General features: G+C 62.8%; 14 protein-coding genes and 1 tRNA gene. 8 read left to right on the forward strand and 7 right to left on the reverse strand.

Going from position 1 to position 18,765, the window contains the following annotated elements; genetic code table 11:
* Nucleotides 1-28: 28 nt before the first annotated feature.
* A complete protein-coding gene (gene gltB / locus ACVJNE_RS03400; RefSeq protein WP_499562942.1) occupies nt 29-4,756 on the reverse strand; it encodes a glutamate synthase large subunit in 4,728 nt (1,575 codons plus the stop codon).
* Nucleotides 4,757-5,274: 518 nt separating this feature from the next.
* Between gltB and ACVJNE_RS03405 the strand changes: the two genes are divergently transcribed.
* Nucleotides 5,275-6,324, forward strand: a complete 1,050-nt coding sequence (locus ACVJNE_RS03405; RefSeq protein WP_499562944.1) for a threonine aldolase family protein — start codon at nt 5,275-5,277, stop codon at nt 6,322-6,324.
* Nucleotides 6,325-6,363: 39 nt separating this feature from the next.
* On the forward strand, nt 6,364-6,771 hold the full coding sequence (locus ACVJNE_RS03410) for a GFA family protein (RefSeq protein WP_499562946.1): 408 nt from the start codon (nt 6,364-6,366) through the stop codon (nt 6,769-6,771).
* Between the two features lie 66 nt (nt 6,772-6,837).
* Here ACVJNE_RS03410 and ACVJNE_RS03415 read toward each other — a convergent pair whose 3' ends face one another.
* Complete coding sequence (locus tag ACVJNE_RS03415; protein ID WP_173193256.1) at nt 6,838-7,302, reverse strand: Hsp20 family protein; 465 nt, start codon at nt 7,300-7,302, stop codon at nt 6,838-6,840.
* 436 nt (nt 7,303-7,738) lie between these two features.
* On the opposite strand from ACVJNE_RS03415, the gene ACVJNE_RS03420 reads away from it, so the two are divergent.
* A complete protein-coding gene (locus ACVJNE_RS03420) occupies nt 7,739-8,689 on the forward strand; it encodes an alpha/beta fold hydrolase (RefSeq protein ID WP_499562948.1) in 951 nt (316 codons plus the stop codon).
* Between the two features lie 8 nt (nt 8,690-8,697).
* Here ACVJNE_RS03420 and hisN read toward each other — a convergent pair whose 3' ends face one another.
* Together hisN and ACVJNE_RS03430 are read right to left on the reverse strand one after the other, a co-directional pair.
* Nucleotides 8,698-9,468 (reverse strand): histidinol-phosphatase, encoded by a 771-nt coding sequence (gene hisN / locus ACVJNE_RS03425; protein ID WP_499562950.1) that lies wholly within the window; start codon nt 9,466-9,468, stop codon nt 8,698-8,700.
* A gap of 204 nt (nt 9,469-9,672) precedes the next feature.
* A complete protein-coding gene (locus tag ACVJNE_RS03430) occupies nt 9,673-10,563 on the reverse strand; it encodes an N-formylglutamate amidohydrolase (RefSeq protein ID WP_499562952.1) in 891 nt (296 codons plus the stop codon).
* Between the two features lie 229 nt (nt 10,564-10,792).
* On the opposite strand from ACVJNE_RS03430, the gene cpdR reads away from it, so the two are divergent.
* The 3 genes from cpdR (at nt 10,793) to ACVJNE_RS03445 (ending at nt 12,166) form a co-directional block, all read left to right on the forward strand.
* Complete coding sequence (gene cpdR / locus ACVJNE_RS03435; RefSeq protein WP_173193260.1) at nt 10,793-11,155, forward strand: cell cycle two-component system response regulator CpdR; 363 nt, start codon at nt 10,793-10,795, stop codon at nt 11,153-11,155.
* Between the two features lie 128 nt (nt 11,156-11,283).
* A tRNA-Val gene (locus ACVJNE_RS03440) sits at nt 11,284-11,358 on the forward strand.
* A gap of 361 nt (nt 11,359-11,719) precedes the next feature.
* On the forward strand, nt 11,720-12,166 hold the full coding sequence (locus ACVJNE_RS03445) for a VOC family protein (protein WP_499562954.1): 447 nt from the start codon (nt 11,720-11,722) through the stop codon (nt 12,164-12,166).
* A gap of 105 nt (nt 12,167-12,271) precedes the next feature.
* On the opposite strand, the gene ACVJNE_RS03450 is transcribed toward ACVJNE_RS03445, so the two are convergent.
* The 3 genes from ACVJNE_RS03450 to ACVJNE_RS03460 all read right to left on the reverse strand — a co-directional run bounded on the left by ACVJNE_RS03450 (nt 12,272) and on the right by ACVJNE_RS03460 (nt 16,444).
* Complete coding sequence (locus ACVJNE_RS03450) at nt 12,272-13,444, reverse strand: iron-containing alcohol dehydrogenase (protein ID WP_499562956.1); 1,173 nt, start codon at nt 13,442-13,444, stop codon at nt 12,272-12,274.
* A gap of 209 nt (nt 13,445-13,653) precedes the next feature.
* Nucleotides 13,654-15,036 carry an aldehyde dehydrogenase family protein gene (locus tag ACVJNE_RS03455; protein WP_499562958.1) on the reverse strand — a complete coding sequence of 461 codons (1,383 nt, stop codon included), beginning with the start codon at nt 15,034-15,036 and terminating at the stop codon, nt 13,654-13,656.
* A 37-nt stretch (nt 15,037-15,073) separates the two neighbouring features.
* Complete coding sequence (locus ACVJNE_RS03460; RefSeq protein ID WP_499562959.1) at nt 15,074-16,444, reverse strand: glutamine synthetase family protein; 1,371 nt, start codon at nt 16,442-16,444, stop codon at nt 15,074-15,076.
* 126 nt (nt 16,445-16,570) lie between these two features.
* Between ACVJNE_RS03460 and ACVJNE_RS03465 the strand changes: the two genes are divergently transcribed.
* Together ACVJNE_RS03465 and ACVJNE_RS03470 are read left to right on the forward strand one after the other, a co-directional pair.
* Entirely contained in the window at nt 16,571-17,398 is an 828-nt protein-coding gene (locus ACVJNE_RS03465) for a MurR/RpiR family transcriptional regulator (protein ID WP_499562961.1), read from the forward strand.
* A 190-nt stretch (nt 17,399-17,588) separates the two neighbouring features.
* Entirely contained in the window at nt 17,589-18,758 is a 1,170-nt protein-coding gene (locus ACVJNE_RS03470) for an efflux RND transporter periplasmic adaptor subunit (RefSeq protein ID WP_499562963.1), read from the forward strand.
* Nucleotides 18,759-18,765: the final 7 nt, after the last annotated feature.

An 18,765-nucleotide genomic window follows, 5' to 3' on the forward strand; every position in this document is an offset into this window, starting at 1 on the left:
CCGGGCGCAGCAATGTCGTTCTTCCTGCCTATTCGGCCGCGATGCCCATGCGCATGCGCTCCATTTCGATCAGCGCACGACGGTACTCGACCGGCATCACTTTCCTGAATTTCGGACGATAATCCGCCCAGTTGTCCAGGATTTCGCGGGCGCGTGTCGAGCCGGTATAATGCATGTGGTTCGAGATGAGCTGCACCAGCCGCTCTTCGTCATGGCGCGTCATGTCGCCCGACACGTCGACACGGCCCTTGTGGTCGATGTCGCCACCATGGTGATGCAGCTTCTCAAGCATGTCGTCTTCCTCGGGCACGGGCTCGAGCTCGACCATCGCCATGTTGCAGCGCTCGGCGAAATCGCCGGCCTCGTCGAGCACATAGGCCACGCCGCCCGACATGCCGGCCGCGAAGTTGCGGCCCGTCTGGCCGATCACGACGACCACACCGCCGGTCATGTATTCGCAGCCATGGTCGCCCACGCCTTCCACGACCGCCACCGCGCCGGAATTGCGCACAGCGAAGCGCTCGCCCGCAACGCCGCGGAAGTAGCACTCGCCCTCGATGGCACCGTAAAGCACAGTGTTGCCGACGATGATCGAGTCTTCCGGCACGATCTTCGAATCGTCCGAAGGCCTTATGACGATGCGGCCGCCCGAAAGGCCCTTGCCGACATAGTCGTTGCCGTCGCCGATCAGATCGAACGAAACACCGCGCGAAAGGAAGGCGCCGAAGGACTGTCCGGCGGTCCCCGTCAGGGTCACGGCGATCGTGTCGTCCTTCAGTCCCTTGTGGCCGAAGCGCTTGGCGACCGCGCCCGACAGCATCGCACCCGCCGAGCGGTCGACATTGCGGATCGGCACTTCGATCTTCACCGGCTGCTTAGACTCGAGCGCAGGGGCTGCAAGCTCGATGAGCTTGCGGTCGAGCACGTCCTCGATCGGGTGCTCCTGTCGCGTCGTCCAGTAGGTCTCTTCCTTGGGCGCTTCGGGCTTGTGGAAGACGCGGCTGAAGTCGAGCCCCCTCGCCTTCCAGTGCTCGATCATCTCCTGCTTGGCGACGAGATCGGTATCGCCGATGATCTCGTCCAGCTTGCGAAAGCCCATGGCAGCCAGCAGTTCACGCACTTCTTCGGCAACGTAGAAGAAGTAGTTGATGACGTGCTCCGGCGCGCCCTTGAAGCGCTTGCGCAGCACCGGGTCCTGCGTGGCGACGCCCACCGGGCAGGTGTTGAGATGGCACTTGCGCATCATGATGCAGCCGGCGGCGATCAACGGCGCCGTTGAGAAGCCGAACTCGTCGGCGCCCAGCAGCGCGCCGACGATCACGTCGCGGCCGGTGCGCAGTCCGCCGTCGACCTGCAACGCGATGCGGCTGCGCAGGCCATTGAGCACCAGCGTCTGGTGGGTCTCGGCAAGCCCCATCTCCCATGGGCTTCCGGCATGCTTGAGCGAGGTCAGCGGCGAAGCGCCGGTGCCACCGTCATAGCCGGAGATGGTAATGTGGTCGGCCCGCGCCTTGGCAACGCCGGCAGCAACCGTACCGACGCCCACTTCGGACACAAGCTTCACCGACACGTCGGCCGTGGGGTTCACGTTCTTCAGGTCGAAGATGAGCTGTGCCAGATCCTCGATCGAATAAATGTCGTGGTGCGGCGGCGGCGAGATCAGGCCAACGCCAGGTGTCGAGTGCCGGGTCTTGGCGATGGTCGCGTCCACCTTATGGCCCGGCAACTGGCCGCCCTCACCGGGCTTTGCGCCCTGCGCGACCTTGATCTGGATCATGTCGGAATTGACGAGATATTCGGTCGTGACGCCGAACCGGCCGGACGCGACCTGCTTGATCGCCGAGCGCTCGGGGTTCATCGAACCGTCCGGCAGTGGCAGGTAGCGGTCGGGCTCCTCGCCACCCTCGCCGGTGTTCGACTTGCCGCCGATCCGGTTCATGGCGATGGCGAGCGTGGTATGCGCCTCACGGCTGATCGAGCCGAACGACATCGCGCCGGTCGAGAACCGCTTGACGATCTCGGCCGCAGGCTCGACCTCGTCGAGAGGCACCGGCGCGCGGCCAGTCTCCTCGGCCAGCTTGAGACGGAAGAGGCCGCGAATGCTTCTGGCCCGCGACGCATCGGAATCGATCTGTTGAGAGAACTCCTTGTAGGTCTCCCACGAACCTTTGCGCACGGCATGCTGCAGCGTGGCCACCGCGTCGGGAGACCACATATGCGCCTCGCCCCGCATGCGGAACATGTATTCGCCGCCCACATCGAGCGCGTTGCGCAGCACCGGGTCGTCGCCGAAAGCCAGCGCGTGCCGTTGCACGGTCTCCTCGGCAACCTCGGCCAGCCCGACGCCTTCGATCGTGGTCGCCGTTCCGGTAAAGAAGTGCTCGACGAACTCCGATGAGAGCCCGACCGCGTCGAAGATCTGCGCGCCGCAATAGGACTGATAGGTCGAGATGCCCATCTTGGACATGACCTTGAGGATGCCCTTGCCGATCGACTTGATGTAGCGCGAGACCACCTCATACTGGTCGACTTCCGGCGGGAAATCCCCGCGCGCATGCATGTCGAGCAGGGTGTCGAAGGCGAGATAGGGGTTGATCGCCTCCGCGCCATAGCCGGCGAGGCAGCAGAAATGATGCACTTCGCGCGGTTCGCCTGACTCGACCACGAGGCCGACCGAGGTGCGCAGCCCTTTGCGAATCAGATGGTGGTGGACCGCCGCAGTCGCCCACAACGCGGGGATCGCGATGCGGTCCGGCCCCACCTGGCGGTCGGACAGGATGATGATGTTGTAGCCGCCGGCAACCGCCGCCTCTGCGCGCTCGCAAAGCCGCTCCACGGCGCCCTGCATGCCCGCCGTTCCCTCCATCACCGAATAGGTGACGTCGAGCGTCTTGGTGTCGAACCGATCCTCGGTGTGGCCGATCGAACGAATCTTCTCCAGGTCGCCATTGGTCAGGATCGGCTGCCGAACCTCCAGCCGCTTGCGGCGCGAGGACCCGACGAGGTCGAAGATGTTGGGGCGCGGTCCGATGAAGGAGACGAGGCTCATCACCAGTTCCTCGCGGATCGGATCGATCGGCGGATTGGTGACCTGCGCGAAATTCTGCTTGAAATAGGTGTAGAGCAGCTTCGACTTGTCGGACATCGCCGAGATCGGCGTGTCGGTGCCCATCGAGCCCACAGCTTCCTGTCCGGTCGTCGCCATCGGCGACATCAGAAGCTTGGTGTCTTCCTGCGTGTAGCCGAAGGCCTGCTGACGGTCGAGCAGCGACACGTCCTTGCGCAGCGCGCGGGGCTCCACCGGCTTCAGATCTTCGAGGATGAGCTGGGTGTTGGCGAGCCACTGCCGATAAGGGTGCTTGGTCGCGATCTCCGACTTGATCTCCTCGTCGGAAACGATGCGCCCCTTTTCGAGGTCAATAAGCAGCATGCGGCCGGGCTGCAGCCGCCACTTCTTCACGACCTTCTCCTCGGCCACCGGCAATGCGCCGGCCTCTGAAGCCATGATGATGCGGTCGTCGTCGGTGACGACATAGCGCGCCGGACGAAGCCCATTGCGGTCGAGCGTCGCGCCGATCTGGCGCCCATCGGTGAAGGCTACGGCAGCCGGACCGTCCCACGGCTCCATCAGGGCAGCGTGGTACTCGTAGAAGGCCTTGCGCTCCTCATCCATGAGCTTGTTGCCGGCCCAGGCCTCCGGGATCAGCATCATCATGGCGTGGGCGAGCGAGTAGCCACCCTGCGTCAGGAATTCGAGCGCATTGTCGAAGCAGGCGGTATCCGACTGCCCCTCGTAGGAGATCGGCCACAGCTTGGCGATGTCGTTGCCGAACAGTTCGGAATCGACCGAGGCCTGCCGTGCCGCCATCCAGTTGACGTTGCCGCGCAGCGTGTTGATTTCGCCGTTGTGCGCGACCATGCGGTAGGGATGGGCAAGCTGCCACGACGGGAACGTGTTGGTCGAGAACCGCTGGTGAACAAGGACCAGCGCGGATTCGAAACGCGGATCGGCGAGATCCTTGTAGTAGGCCCCCACCTGATAGGCCAGGAACATGCCCTTGTAGACGATGGTCCGCGACGACAGCGACACGGTGTAGGGGCTGTTGTCGCGGCCGCCCGTCTCCGCATATATCCGCGCGGAAACCACCTTGCGCAGAATAAAGAGCCGGCGCTCGAACTCGTCCTGGCTTTCAATCGCCGGATTGCGGGCGATGAACACCTGACGATGGACAGGCTCGGAAGCCGCAATGTCGGGAGCCTTGGACAGAGACGAATTGTCGACCGGCACTTCCCGGAAGCCCAGCAGCGTCTGGCCTTCCTGGTGGACGACCTCGGCGATGATCTCCTCGGTGCGCGCAACGATAGCCGGATCACGCGGCATGAAGATGTGGCCGACGGCGTAGTGCCCCGACTCCGGCAGTTCAACGCCCTGAGCGGCCATTTCCTCGCGGAAGAACCGGTCGGGAATTTGCACCAGCAGCCCGGCGCCATCGCCCATCAGCGGGTCGGCGCCCACCGCGCCACGGTGGGTGAGATTTTCGAGCATGGCGAGACCGTCGCGCACGATGTCGTGCGACTTCTCGCCTTTCATGTGCGCGATGAAGCCCACACCACAGGCGTCGTGCTCGTTGCGCGGATCGTAAAGCCCGCGCGCAGCCGACAGGCCGAACGTGGAGGCGGTGGTTTTGGTGACGGCCGTTTTGCTCTGCGCGGCCGGCATAGGCACGGTCGTTTCAGATGGCGTCAGGTCCGTCATCGCCTCTTCCTCCAGAGTAGCCCTTTTGGGGCGGTCGGTTCGATCCGGCAGGCACAGCGTTTGCGCACTTCCGGCATTCTGTCGGCATATCTTGCGAAAGGCCGTCAGGGAGACTATGCCGCTTGCGGCTTTGCCTCCCTTGGCGAACGAAGCCGGAGCTGCTCGCGCGGGCTCCAACCCATCCGAAACCGCCCGCATCGAAAACCGGATTTGCGGTCATCATACCCCAAACCCGGCCATTCAAGCGCGCGTTAAATAAGACAGTAATACTGTCCTAAATTCCGTATGCCACAAAGCTTAAGCACAGACAAGACGGATGTGCAAAAAATTGCGGCTAAACGCGAAATTTTGTTGCGCGCAACGCGACGTTTCCGAACGTTCCGGTCGGTGGCCTGTGAAAAACCACCTTGGTCGCCGTCTATCGCGCCCACCGGCAGCGTAACCACACGGCTTGCGGAACCCGCACGATCTCGTCCACACTGCCAGCCTCACCCTTCACTGTCACCCCGGATCATCTCATGTTTTTTGCCTCCGATAACTGGGCCGGCGTCCATCCGCGAATTGCTGGAAACCTGACGCGGCATTCCGCCGGCTTCGCCTCGGCCTATGGATCGAGCGACCTCGATCGTCAGGTCGAGCAGACCTTCAGCGAAATCTTCGAACGCCAGGTGGCGGTGTTCTTCGTCGCGACCGGCACGGCTGCGAATTCGCTGTCGATGGCAGCCGTCGCAAGGCCCGGCGGCGTCGCATTCTGCCACCGCGAGGCGCATATGATCGCCGACGAGGGCGGCGCGCCGGAATACCTGACCGGCGGCGGTCGGCTGTGCCCGGTGGATGGGCCGCTGGGTCGGATGGATCCGGCAGCGCTGGAGCACGAGATCGGTCGCTATCCCCCGGAATTCGTTCATTCGGGACAGCCGGCTGCGATCTCGATCACGCAGACAACGGAAATTGGCACCGTCTACCAGCTTGCCGACATCGCGGCGGTTTCACAGGTCGCACGAAAGCACGGCCTGCCGCTGCACATGGACGGTGCACGCTTCGCCAACGGCCTGGTAGCGCTCGACACCTCGCCGGCGGAAATGACCTGGAAACAGGGCGTCGACATCGTCTCCTTCGGCGGCACCAAGAATGGCTGCTGGTGCGCGGAAGCGGTCGTCTTTATGGATCCGAAGAAGGCACAGGCATTTCCATTCATACGCAAACGTGCCGCCCAGCTCTTCTCCAAATCGCGTTTCATCGCCGCGCAGTTCGAAGCCTATTTCGAGGATGGCCTGTGGCTGGAAACCGCGCGCCACGCGAACGCGATGGCCGCACGGCTGGCCGATCATATCAGGGCTTCATCGAAGACGCGGCTCGGATGGGACCCTCAGGCCAACGAGGTGTTTCCAATCATGCCGCTTTCAGTGGTCGAAGTGTTGAAGACACAGGGCGCGGCCTTCTATCCATGGCATCCCCCGCATGGCTTTGCCGGCGAAATCGGTGAGGACGAGACGCTCTGCCGCTTTGTCACAAGCTTCGCAACCAGTGCGGACGAAGTGGACCGTCTGGGCGACCTGATCGCGTAGCGCGGCATCGGTCGCGGTTTTGAAGGTGAGGAGATGTCGATGGAATTGACCGGCAGATGCTATTGCGGCGCGATGCGCTACGAGGCGGAGGGCAAACCGAAGCTGAGAGCTCAGTGTCATTGCCGCGAATGCCAGTATTTTTCCGGCGGCGGACCCAATTTTTTCCTGCTCATTCCGCCGGAAAATTTTCGTTACACCGAAGGGACACCGCAAAGCTTCACGCGCAGCGACCTGGAAAATGCCGTTACGCGCGAGTTCTGCCCGCAATGCGGTACGCATCTGGCGACACGCAGGCAGGACATGCCCGAGGTGATCCTGAAGGCTGGCACACTCGACCGGCCCGAACTTTTCGGCCAACCGCAGATCGCGATCTTCACCGTGGACCGCCAGCCCTTCCATTTCATCGCGGAAGAAATGCCTGCCTACGAGCGCATGCCGCGACGCTGAGCCGAAAGACACGCAAAACAAAAGCGGCGCCCGAAGGCGCCGCCTCCATGTCCAATCTGGACGGACTTATTTCGAAGCCTGGGCCTCGATCTGCTTTGCCTTCGCCGGAGCGGCGGCAATCGCGATTCGGCGCGGCTTCATCTCCTCGGGGATGTTGCGCTTCAGCTCGATGTGCAGAAGGCCGTTCTTGAGCGCGGCGCCCTGGACCTCGACGTGGTCGGCAAGCTGGAAGCGGCGCTCGAAGGCGCGCGCGGCTATGCCGCGATGCAGGAACTCCGAGCTCTCGGTCTGCTCCTCGGTCTTCTCGCCCTTCACGGTCAGAACGTTGCGGTGGGCTTCGATCGAAATCTCGTCTTCCGAGAAGCCCGCGACGGCCATCGAGATGCGATAGGCGTCTTCGCCAGTTCGCTCGATGTTGTAGGGCGGGTAGGTCTGGCCGTTATCGGGTTGCGCAAGTGAATCGAGCATCGTGAAGAGGCGGTCGAAGCCGACGGTGGAACGATAGAGCGGCGAAAAATCAACATGACGCATGGGTCTGTTCTCCTTTGAGCAACATGTTTGCGTATGGTCATGCAGCGAAGATCCGTTTCGGCATCTCCCACGACCAGTGGCCCCTTTGATTGGCGGCCACGCTCAGGATTTGGGTTTGACGCAGTCCGGTTTCAAGTCCCCGACATGCCGCCTTTGATGAACGCCAGATGAACCGCTCCTTCGGATCGGGTTCAGGCGGCGGCTGCTAGATTTCACTCGAGACTACGGATTGGCGGATGAGAAATTCTCCGTCACCGATGCCGACCCGGGTGTATCGTCCCTTCCTCCCGGTTCGTCAGGAGGCCGGAAGCAGTCCATAATGGGCTCTTCCGGCCTTTCCACGTCCGGCGTCTGCGAACCGGCCGGAATCCCTTTGCATTTCACCGAGCCGCTTTCTATCACGGCAGCTATGAACCCGCCTGAGGACGACCAATCCATGCAGGAGCTTCTCCACGAGACGCCGGCCAACCCGGTGCCCGCCAACGCGCATGCCGGGTTCATCACCACGCGCGACGGCAAGCGCCTGCGTTATGCGCGTTTTGCGGCCGAGGGTCGCCCGCTCAAAGGCACGGTGGTCATTCAGACCGGGCGCAACGAGTGCATCGAGAAATATTTCGAGACGATCCGCGACCTGTCGAAACGAGGGCTTGGCGTCGCGATCTTCGACCTGCGTGGCCAGGGCGGCTCGGAGCGCCTGATCCGCAACCCGCAGCGCGGCTATGTCGACAGCTTCATGGATTATGTGGGCGACATCGGCATCTTCTTCGAGGAGATCGTTCTGCCCGATTGCCGCGGGCCCTACTTCATGCTGGCTCACTCCACCGGCGCGCTGGTGGCACTACTGGCTGCGCCCACCCTTGCCAACCGCGTTCAGCGCATGGTTCTGAGCGCACCGTTGCTGGCATTTGCCGGCCAGCCGCTTTCGATGCGCGGCACGCTGCGTCTTTCGTCGTTCCTCTACGGACTGGGCCTCGGCACGATGTATCTGGGGCACGGCAAGCGCGACGAGAACCCGCCTTTTGAAGGCAACGTGCTGACCAGCGATCCGGTGCGCCACGCACGCAACGTCGACATCTACCGGCACTATCCCAAACTGGGCATCGGCGGCCCGACCGTCGCCTGGATCCGCGCGGCGTGCCTGGCCAGCGAGCGCGTGCAGGACCCCGACTACATCGCCTCAATCAAGGTCCCGACCCTTATCGTTGCCGCCGGTGCGGATCAGGTGGTCGAGACGCTTGCCATCGAGCGGTTCACACAGCTTCTGCGCACCGGGTCGCTGGTAACGATCGACGGCGCGCGCCACGAACTGCTCCAGGAAGCGGATGTCTATCGCGAGCAGTTCTTTGCCGCCTTCGATGCGTTCATTCCCGGCAGCGAGCCGGCCTGATGGACGGCCTAGGCGTTGAGCATCTCGAGCGCGGCAGCGTGTAACTCTGGTGTTGCGGCAGCGACGATGTCGCCGGCCTTTTCGGCCGGACCGCCGTCCCAGCGGGTGATGACGCCGCCTGCCCGCTCGATGATCGGCACCAGAGCCACGATGTCGTAAGGCTGCAGCCCCGTTTCCACGACAAGATCGACATTGCCCGCCGCCAGCATCGCATAGGCATAGCAATCGGTGCCGTATCGCGCGAGCCGCACCGCACCTTCAAGCCGGTCGTACGACGCGCGCATTTCGCCGGCGAACAGCGCCGGCGTGGTGGTGCACATAGTGGCCTCGGCAATCACACGGGTGCCACGCGTCGCGAGCTGCCGCGCGCCCCCCGGCCCGTCATAATGCGACGCCTCGCCATCCGCCCAGAACAGTTCCCTGGTGAAGGGTTGGGACATCATGCCCGCCACCGCGTCACCACCATCGGTCAGGCCAACCAGCGTGCCCCACAGCGGCAGACCCGAGATGAATGCGCGCGTTCCGTCGATCGGATCGATCACCCAGACATGGCGGCTATCGGTGTTTTCCGCGCCGAACTCCTCGCCGAGGATGCCGTGATCCGGGAAGGTGCTGCGGATCAGCGAGCGTATCGCCTTTTCAGCTTCACGGTCGGCTTCCGTCACCGGATCGAAGCCGGAAGCGAGCTTGTTGGAAACGAGCCCGGCCTGGCGAAAACGCGGCAATGTCTGCGCTGCTGCGGCCGCTGCGATGCGCCGCATGAACTCCGCCTCTATCATAAAATCCGTCTCCTCTGGGGCCGCCGGCCGCGCCGTCGCCTAGTTTTTGCACAGCCCTTACCGGCCGCTTGACATTTGTGCAACGCAGCATAAACTCGATTTTGGACAGGGCGACCTGTCTATGCCCTCCTTGGGCGTTTCCTCCCTAGACTTCGACCGCGTCGTGCAAACGGTGCGGTCTTTTTTTAGGTTGGATCGTGTCGGCTATTCCGCCGCGAGCGGCAGGCTGCTGAAGCTATGGTCCGGCAGCGCCATAATGTCGGCGGCGAAACGGGTCAAGTCATTGGCCAGCGCCGCGAACCCTCTCGTCTTTTGCAGCGTCCGCTCATCCATATAGAGGCCGCGATTGACCTCGATCTGCAGCGCATGCAGACCGCGCGGCGGCCGGCCGTAATGCTCGGTAATGAAGCCGCCCGCATAAGGCTTGTTGTGGGCAACGCTGTAACCCATGCCGGCAAGGATGGCGATCGCAGCTTCCGACACGGCCGGCGCGCACGCGACGCCGAAGCGGTCTCCAACGATGAAATCCGGCTTCATGCCGGTATCGCCGAGGCGGATGCTTGCCGGCATCGAGTGGCAGTCGATCAGCACGGCGTAACCGAACTTCGCATGGGTGCGCGTCAGGAGCCGCTTCAGCTCCTCATGGTAGGGGCGGTAGACGGTTTCGATCCGCATGAGGGCTTCGGAAAGCGGCAGCTTTCCAGCGTAGATCTCCTGCCCCTCGCCTACCAGCCGCGGCACCGTGCCGAGCCCGCCGGCCACCCGCGCCGAGCGCGCATTGACATGCGCGGGCAGCGGGTCGGCGAACATGCGTGGATCCAGCTCCCATGGCTCGCGGTTGGCGTCGAGATAGGCACGGGGGAAATTGGCCGCCAGCATGGGCGCACCGAGCGTTACGGAACCTGCGAAAAGCTCGTCGACATAGCAGTCCTCCGAGCGCCGTATACCGACGGCATCGAGCTTGCTCATCGCAAGGAAGCGGGCCGGATACGTGCTGCCGCTATGCGGCGAATTGAACACGAAAGGCACACGCTGCTGCGCGGCGCGTCTGACCACGAAAGGCGGCGTTCCGGCGAAATCTCCTGCTGGCGTCATGGAACTCCCGAAAAGCTGCCTCAGGTCGACCCTTTGCTCAAAGGTGCCACTTGCCGCACGGCCTGTCCAGCCTGACCCAACGTCGCCAACGTCTTGAAAACGACCGATTTGCGGACATGCATGCACCCTCCCATTCACTTGATCTTTACTCCCGCGCGGGCATATACGCGAAATGGTTAATGCGTCCGCGAGCCGGCGGGCGTGCTGCGACTGATTCGGACGGGAACCCATGACAAGAATTCTCCTGGCGGAAGATGACGACGATATGCGCCGCTTTCTCGTGAAGGCTCTGGAACGGGCCGGCTACGACGTGAGCGATTTCGACAACGGCGCAAGTGCCTATGAGCGCCTGCGCGAGGAGCCGTTCTCGCTACTGCTGACCGACATCGTCATGCCGGAGATGGACGGCATCGAGCTCGCCCGGCGCGCCACGGAGATCGATCCCGACCTCAAGGTGATGTTCATCACCGGTTTCGCCGCCGTCGCACTCAACCCCGATTCCAAGGCGCCCCGCGACGCCAAGGTGCTGTCGAAACCGTTCCACCTGCGCGACCTCGTCAACGAGGTCGAAAAGATGCTCCAGGCCGCCTGAGACCCTGCCAGGCCCTTGTCGCAACCGGGTGCGGCGGGGTGGACAATATTGCGCATTCTCGAGGGCTGAAACTTCGTGTTTCGGCTATTGACGCAGGCTCCGGCCTGTGGTGTATGCGCGGCTCGGATGGGCGTGTAGCTCAGCGGGAGAGCACTACGTTGACATCGTAGGGGTCACAGGTTCAATCCCTGTCACGCCCACCATCCTCAAAGCCTTGATGTCCTGATTTGCGCAACCGTCAAGCCCGGTTCGCTGGCACGATCGAACAAGCCTTCTGTCCGCCCCAAGAAAAGAGAACTCTGCCTGCGGTTATCGGAGTGATTGTCAGCATACAACCGCTTCGCCGTTGACATTTTCCTATCAAATACGTTGATATCAACTCACAAAACTGGAGGCCGATCACGACGCGATCAGCGGAACAGCGCGGAAGGTGGAAATCTCCTCAAAACCGCCCGCGCGATTTGGGAGTAGGCCTTTAAGCGGATGCCTGATCGGGTGATCGCCTTCCACCTGCCCGTTGTACAGCCACAAAGTCCTCAAGCCGACCTAAGAAGGGAACCATCCATGAAGATCGTAACGAGCCTGAGCTTTCAGGGCCAGTGTCGCGAGGCGTTCGAGTTCTACGCCAAGGTACTGGGCGGAAAGATCACGGCGGCCATGCCCTATGGCGATGGGCCGCCTGACATGCCGATCAGCGATGAGAAGTACAGGACATGGCTGATGCACTGCTGGCTGGAGATCGGCGATCAGGCGCTGATGGGCGCTGACATGGACACCGACTGGGCACCCAACGTCGCCAAGCCGAAGAACGGCTTCGATGTCACGCTGCACACAGAGGACAGTGCCGAAGGCCAACGCTGGTTCGACCAGTTGTCGGAGGGCGGCAAGGCCATCATGCCGTTCGGCGAAACCTTCTGGTCTCCCGGTTTCGGTTCGCTGGTCGACAAGTTCGGCGTCCCCTGGATGGTCAACGTCATCCCTTCGCCAGGCTGGAAACCCCAGCAGGGCTGAACGAGAAGCGAAACGTTTCGGATGCTTGTAGCAGCCCCGCTCAGTCGTGTGAGCGGGGTTGTATAAACTATGACGCTGGCACCTGCGCGGCGTCCGCGGCCGACTTTAGAGTTTGCCTTCGATCGCGTCGTTCAGAAGCGACAGCGCACCGTCCCTGGTCAGCTCGATCGGATTGCCGCCTGCCGTAGGATCAACGATCGCCATGTCGGCTATCAGTTCCTTGCGCGCCTGATCCGGTGCAAAGCCGTCAATGAACGCCGGAAGCGTGTGCGGCACGCCCAGCTCTGCGCGCAGCTTCAGAACGGCATCGGCGAACCCGTTGAAACCGCCTGCAATGCCGCAATAGGCGGCCAGTCTTTCGATGCGAGGCTCGATGGCGGAACGGTTGAAGGCCAACACATAGGGCATGAAGACCGCGTTGGTCATGCCATGATGGGTGTCGTAAAGCGCGCCGACCGGGTGCGAGAGCGAGTGAATCGCGCCGAGCCCCTTCTGGAAGGCCGTGGCGCCCATGGCCGCGGCCGACATCATATGCGCCCGCGCTGTCAGGTCGGAGCCGTCGGCGAAGGCTTTGGGCAGGTTCTCGAAGACAAGACGCACGCCCTCGAGCGCGATGCCGTCGGCCATCGGATGATAGCCCGGCGCGCAATAGGCTTCCAGGCAGTGCGCGAGCGCGTCCATGCCGGTGCCGGCGGTGATGAAGGGCGGCATGCCCGCCGTCAGCTCCGGGTCGGCAATCACGATGGCCGGCATCATCTTGGGGTGGAAGATGACCTTCTTGGTGTGGCTCGCCTCGTGGGTCAGAACGCCCGCGCGTCCGACTTCGGAACCGGTGCCGGCGGTCGTGGGCACGGCCACTATGGGCGCGATCTTCGACGCATCGGCGCGGGTCCACCAGTCGCCGATGTCCTCGAAATCCCAGACCGGGCGGGACTGGTGCGCCTGGAAGGCGATCAGCTTGCCGAGGTCGAGCGCCGAGCCGCCGCCGAAAGCGATAACGCCGTCATGCCCGCCGACCTTGAAGACCTCGACGCCGGCATAAAGGTTCGATTCCACCGGGTTGGGCTTCACGTCGGAGAACACTCCGTGTGCTACGCCGGCGTCAGCAAACAGCTTCAGCGTTGAGGCAACCACCGGCAACTTCGCAAGTCCGGGATCCGTGACGAACAGCGGATTGGCGATGCCCGTTTCCCTGAGCACCTCCGGCAGCTCCGCAATACGGCCGACGCCGAAGCGCATCGTGGTGGGGTAGTTCCATTTGGAGACGAGATTGGTCATGGGTTTATCTTTCACAATGCAAATTCTTCATCCCGGCCGATCCAGGCAAGCGGGGGAGAGCCGGGACCCATCGAGCAGCGCGGACGATTTGCGGTTTCGCGCTGACGCGAGGACCGGGCCCCGCTCGACGATGCACCGACCAATAGGTCCCGGATAACCTCCGCTTCGCTCCGGTTTCCGGGATGACGCGGTGGGGATTCATGGCTGTCCTAAATCGCTTCCCGCAAATGATAGCTCTTCGGGCGCGTCAGATTCTCGTAACCTACAAGTCCCATGGCACCGCCCTTGCCGGTGTCCTTGACGCCGGTCCAGACGAGACCGGGATCGACGTAGTCGCAGCGGTTCATGAATACTGTGCCGGTCTCAATCCGGTCGCCCAGACGCGCGGCGTGGTCTGTGTCGGTGGTCCATAGCGATGCGGTGAGCCCGTAGGGACTGTCGTTCATCAGCGCGATGGCTTCCTCGTCGTCGCGCACCTTCATGATGCCGACGATCGGGCCGAAGCTTTCCTCGCGCATCACGCTCATCTGGTGGTTGACGCCGGTCAGCACTTCCGGCGCGATATAAGGCGAGCCTTCACGGTCGCCTTCGACCTTCATGCCGATATGCGCGACCGCCCCCTTGCGCAGCGCTTCCGCCTTCTGCTCGCGGATGAAGTCGGCAAAGCGTGCCTGCGCCATCGGGCCCATGGTCGTGGACTGATCGAGCGGGCTACCGACGACGTAATTCTTCGTCTCGGCGATGAAGCCCTCGACGAAATCGTCGTAGACCTTCTCGTGCACATAGACGCGCTCGATGCCGCAGCAGCACTGGCCCGAATTGTAGAAGGCGCCGTCGACGAGATTGGCGATGGCGTGATCGAGCTTCACGTCGGGCAGAACATAGGCCGGATCCTTGCCGCCCAGCTCCAGCCCCAGCGTCATGAAGGTGCCGGCCGCCGCCTTCTCGATCGCACGACCACCCGCCACCGAGCCGGTGAAGTTGCAATGATCGACCTTGCCGGAGCCGAGCAGCTTCTCGGTCTGGGAATGGCTCAAGACGATGTTCTGGAACAGGCCCTTGGGCAGGCCAGCCTTGTCGAAAGCCGCCTGGAAACGCTCGCCGACCAGCAGCGTCTGCGCTGCATGTTTGAGGATAACAGCATTGCCGGCCATCAGCGCCGGCACGATCGAGTTCACCGCGGTCAGATAGGGATAGTTCCACGGCGCGATCACGAAGACGACGCCCAGCGGCTCGCGCTTGAGATAGCGGCGAAAACCGGGACGCTCCTCGGGAATGAACGGGGCCAGCGCTTTCTCGGCAAGCGCCACCATGTAGCGGGTGCGCTCTTCCACGCCGCCCTTCTCACCGCCATACCGCACGGGCCGGCCCATCTGCCAGGCGAGTTCGGGCACGATGTCGTCGTTCATCACAACCAGCGCTTCGAGGAAGGCCAGGAGATGTTTAGCCTTCTCGTCGATGGGTGTGCCGGCCCATGCAAGTTGAGCCGATCTGGCGCGTTCGACCGCAGCGCCGATTTCGGCTTCGGCCGCCACTGGCCGCTCGGCATAGACCGAGCCATCGATGGGTGACTTGAGTTTTATGGTTTCCACTTGGAAATCTCCGGAGGCGTTTTAAGTCTGGTGCGCCCTAATATCTCTCGAAGCCGCGATGCAACTCCCAGTCGGTCACGCGGCGATCATACTCCATCTGCTCCCAGCGGGCGGTGTGGAGATAATGGTCGATCACCTCGTCGCCGAAGGCTTGCTTCAGCATCTTCGACTTCGCCATCGTGTCGATGGCCTCGCGTAGCGTCTTGGGTATCTCCGGCAGGCGGTTGGCCCGATATGCATCGCCGACGAACGGCTCCTGCAGTTCGAGCTTTTCGTCGATGCCAGCAATGCCGGCAGCGATCAGCGCCGCAAAGGCGAGATAGGGGTTGAGGTCGGCGCCGCCGATGCGGCACTCCATACGGATGCCCTTGGTGCCCATCCCGCACAGGCGGAAGCCGGCAGTGCGGTTGTCTTCGCTCCACATGATCTTGGTCGGTGCGAAGGTGCCCGCCTGGAAACGCTTGTAGGAGTTGATGTAAGGCGCGAGGAACCAGGTGAATTCCTTGGCATAGCGAAGCTGGCCTGCCGCCCATTGCTGGCCGAGCTCGCTCAGCGTCCACTTCGCCGACTTGTCGAAGAACAGCGGCGTCTTCCCATCGGCGCTCCACAGAGAGTTGTGGATGTGGCTCGAATTGCCGGCGAGCTCGTAGTTGTACTTGGCCATGAAGGTGATGGCCTTGCCTTCCGAATGGGCGATCTCCTTGGCGCCGTTCTTGAGAATGACATGGCGGTCGGCCATCTCCAGCACTTCCGCATAGCGGACGTTGATCTCCTCCTGCCCCGGCCCCCACTCGCCCTTGGAGTTCTCGATCGGGATGCCTGCCGCCTCCATCTCGTTACGCAGGCGGCGCATCACGCCTTCTTCCTTCGAGGTAAGCTGGATCAGATAGTCCTCGATATACGGAGATGCCGTATCGAGCCCGCTCCAGTGCTTCATCCGCGCGGTATCGTAGGTCTCGTCGAACAGGTAGAATTCCAGCTCCGAGGCGAAATAGGCGAGATAGCCCCGCTCCTTCAGCCGCGCCACCTGCCGCTTGAGGATACCGCGCGGTGAATGCGGAAGGTCCTCATGCGTGTGATGGTCCTGGAGGTCGCACAGCACCATTGCCGTCTTTTCAAGCCAGGGCAGCGTACGCAGCGTCGAAAGATCGGGCTTCATGACGAAGTCGCCATAGCCCTTCGTCCAACTCGCCGCCTTGTAGCCCGGCACCGGTTCCATATCGATGTCGTTTGCCAGCAGGTAGTTGCAACCATGCGTCTCGTCATAGGCGGATTCGACGAAATACTTCGCCAGGAAACGCTTGCCGATCAGCCTGCCCTGCATGTCGACTGCGCAGGCGAGCACCGTATCGACATCGCCGTCGGCGACGAGCTTCTTCAACTGATCGAATGAAATCGTGCCTGCCATCGTCCGCTCCGTCGCTGGGCGTCGTTACGCATGTAACGAATGATACGAGATTGATTGCATTGAGGTATCTTGGATGATTTCATACACTTCGTGACAGTTTGTCAAACCCGTTCCAGCGGCCGCCATATGAGCACAAGTATCGCCGAACTCATTGCCGACCGGATGGACCAGATGCCGGCCGGCGAACGGCGCGCAGCGCAGATTTTGATCGCAAATTACCCGCTGACCGGACTGCGCACGGTGGCCGAATTTTCGGCCCAGGCCGGCGTATCGTCACCGACAATCCTGCGCTTCGTTGCACGGCTCGGGTTTCAGAACTACGCGGACTTCCAGGCACGGCTGCAAGATGAACTGGCCGCGCAGCTTCAGTCTCCGCTCTCTCGGGCAACCGGCCCGGATTCCGATCGACACACCACGCCCTTTGTCGCGGCGGCGATCGAGAACCTGCGAGAAACCTTCCGCCATCTCTCCCAGCGCCAGATGGACGACATCGTCGGCGTCCTGTCCAACCGGCGCGGCAAGGTCTATCTCGTCGGTGGCCGGTTCACCGATCCTGTCGCCGCATACATGGCCGCTCACCTGGCCATCGTGCGTCCGGGTGTGCAGCACTTGGCCGGGCAGGAAAGCAACTGGCGTGACCGGCTCATCGACCTGGGCCGCAACGACGTTGTCGTGATTTTCGACATCCGGCGCTACCAGGAGAGCCTTCTGCGCTTCGCCGAGGCCGCCGACGGGCGCGGCGCCCAGATAATTCTCCTGACCGATCAATGGCTGTCGCCGATCGCGCGCTACGCCCGGCACGTGATCGCCGGCCGCACGGCGGTTCCCTCGGCATGGGACTCCTCCGTTGCACTGTTCCTCGTTGCCGAAGCGCTGACTGGCGATCTCACCCGCAAGCTAGGTGACGCCGGTGCGAAACGCATAAGGGAAATGGAGCGTTTGCGCGGCGGTTGAGACGGACGAGGGAAGCCGGTCAAATTACCGATATTTAATGATATACTGGATGCATTAGGACAGCATACTTGGCATAAAGACCCCGATGGGATGCGCCGCACCATCGGTGGAAGCGGCGTTTTCGTCGTTAATTGCATTCCCGGTGGTTGCCAGGCCCTTTCGGGTACCCCGCCAGAACCCGGAGTGACGTATGTCGTTTTGGAAGCAACTGATCGCGTCGCTGATCGTGATCGCCGTGGCCGTCGGCCTCTGGGTCCGCTTCTTTCCGGGCGCGCCGGAGATGCTGGAAAGCTGGGGCATGGAATGGGCCACGGCTGCCGTGCCGGACCGTCCCGCACCGCAAGCCGAAGCAAGGCAGGGCCGCGGCGGTTTTGGCCAGCAGCCGGCACTTGTTGTCGCCTCCCGTATCGAGACCGCGACGATCAATGACAGGCTGTCGGCAATCGGCACCGGCCGGGCGACCAGTTCTGTGTCCGTAACGCCTTTCGCATCCGGCAGGCTGACGGAGCTTTCGGTGGAGTCCGGATCGCGCGTCGAGGCTGGCGACCCAATAGCCCGTCTTGATGCCGAAGCCGAAGAAATCGCACTCGACCGCGCCCGCGCCGCTCTCGACGACGCGGAGGCTCGGCTGGAACGCATCCGCGCATTGCGCAATACCAATACGGCGACTGCCGTCCAGCTCAACGAAGCCGAACTCGCGGTTACCAACGCTCGGCTCGCGGTGCGGGATGCCGATCTGACCTTGCAGCGACGCACTGTCATTGCGCCCATCTCCGGCATCGTGGGCATCCTGCCGGTGTCGGCCGGCAACTACGTCACCTCGCAAACGGAAATCGCGACTATCGACGACCGCTCGCGCATTGTCATCGACTTCTGGGTGCCGGAGCGGTTCGCGGGCATGATCGCGGTCGGCGACAGCGTATCGGCCGCCTCCGTTGCCCGCCCCGACGATAATTTCGACGGCATCGTCAGCGCAATCGACAACCGCATCGATGCGCAGAGCCGCACGCTGCGGATCCAGGCCAGCATCACCAATGACGACGACACGTTGCGTGCGGGCATGTCGTTCCAGGTCACCATGACGTTCCCCGGCGACAGCTATCCCGCGGTCGACCCGCTGGCGATCCAGTGGGGCACCGACGGCGCGTTCGTGTGGCTGGTCGAAGACGGAAAGGCGCGCCGCGCGCCGGTCACCATCATCCAGCGAAACACCGACAGCGTCCTTGTCGCGGGTGATTTCGGTGAAGCAGGCGCGGTCGTCACCGAAGGCATCCATTCGGTGCGCGAAGGCGAAGAGGTCCGGCTCGTCCGCGCGCAGGATGATCAGGCACAGCCCGTCATCACCACGACCGGATCTTAAGGCGCGG

It is taken from the genome of Mesorhizobium sp. DxT (genome assembly GCF_058448885.1).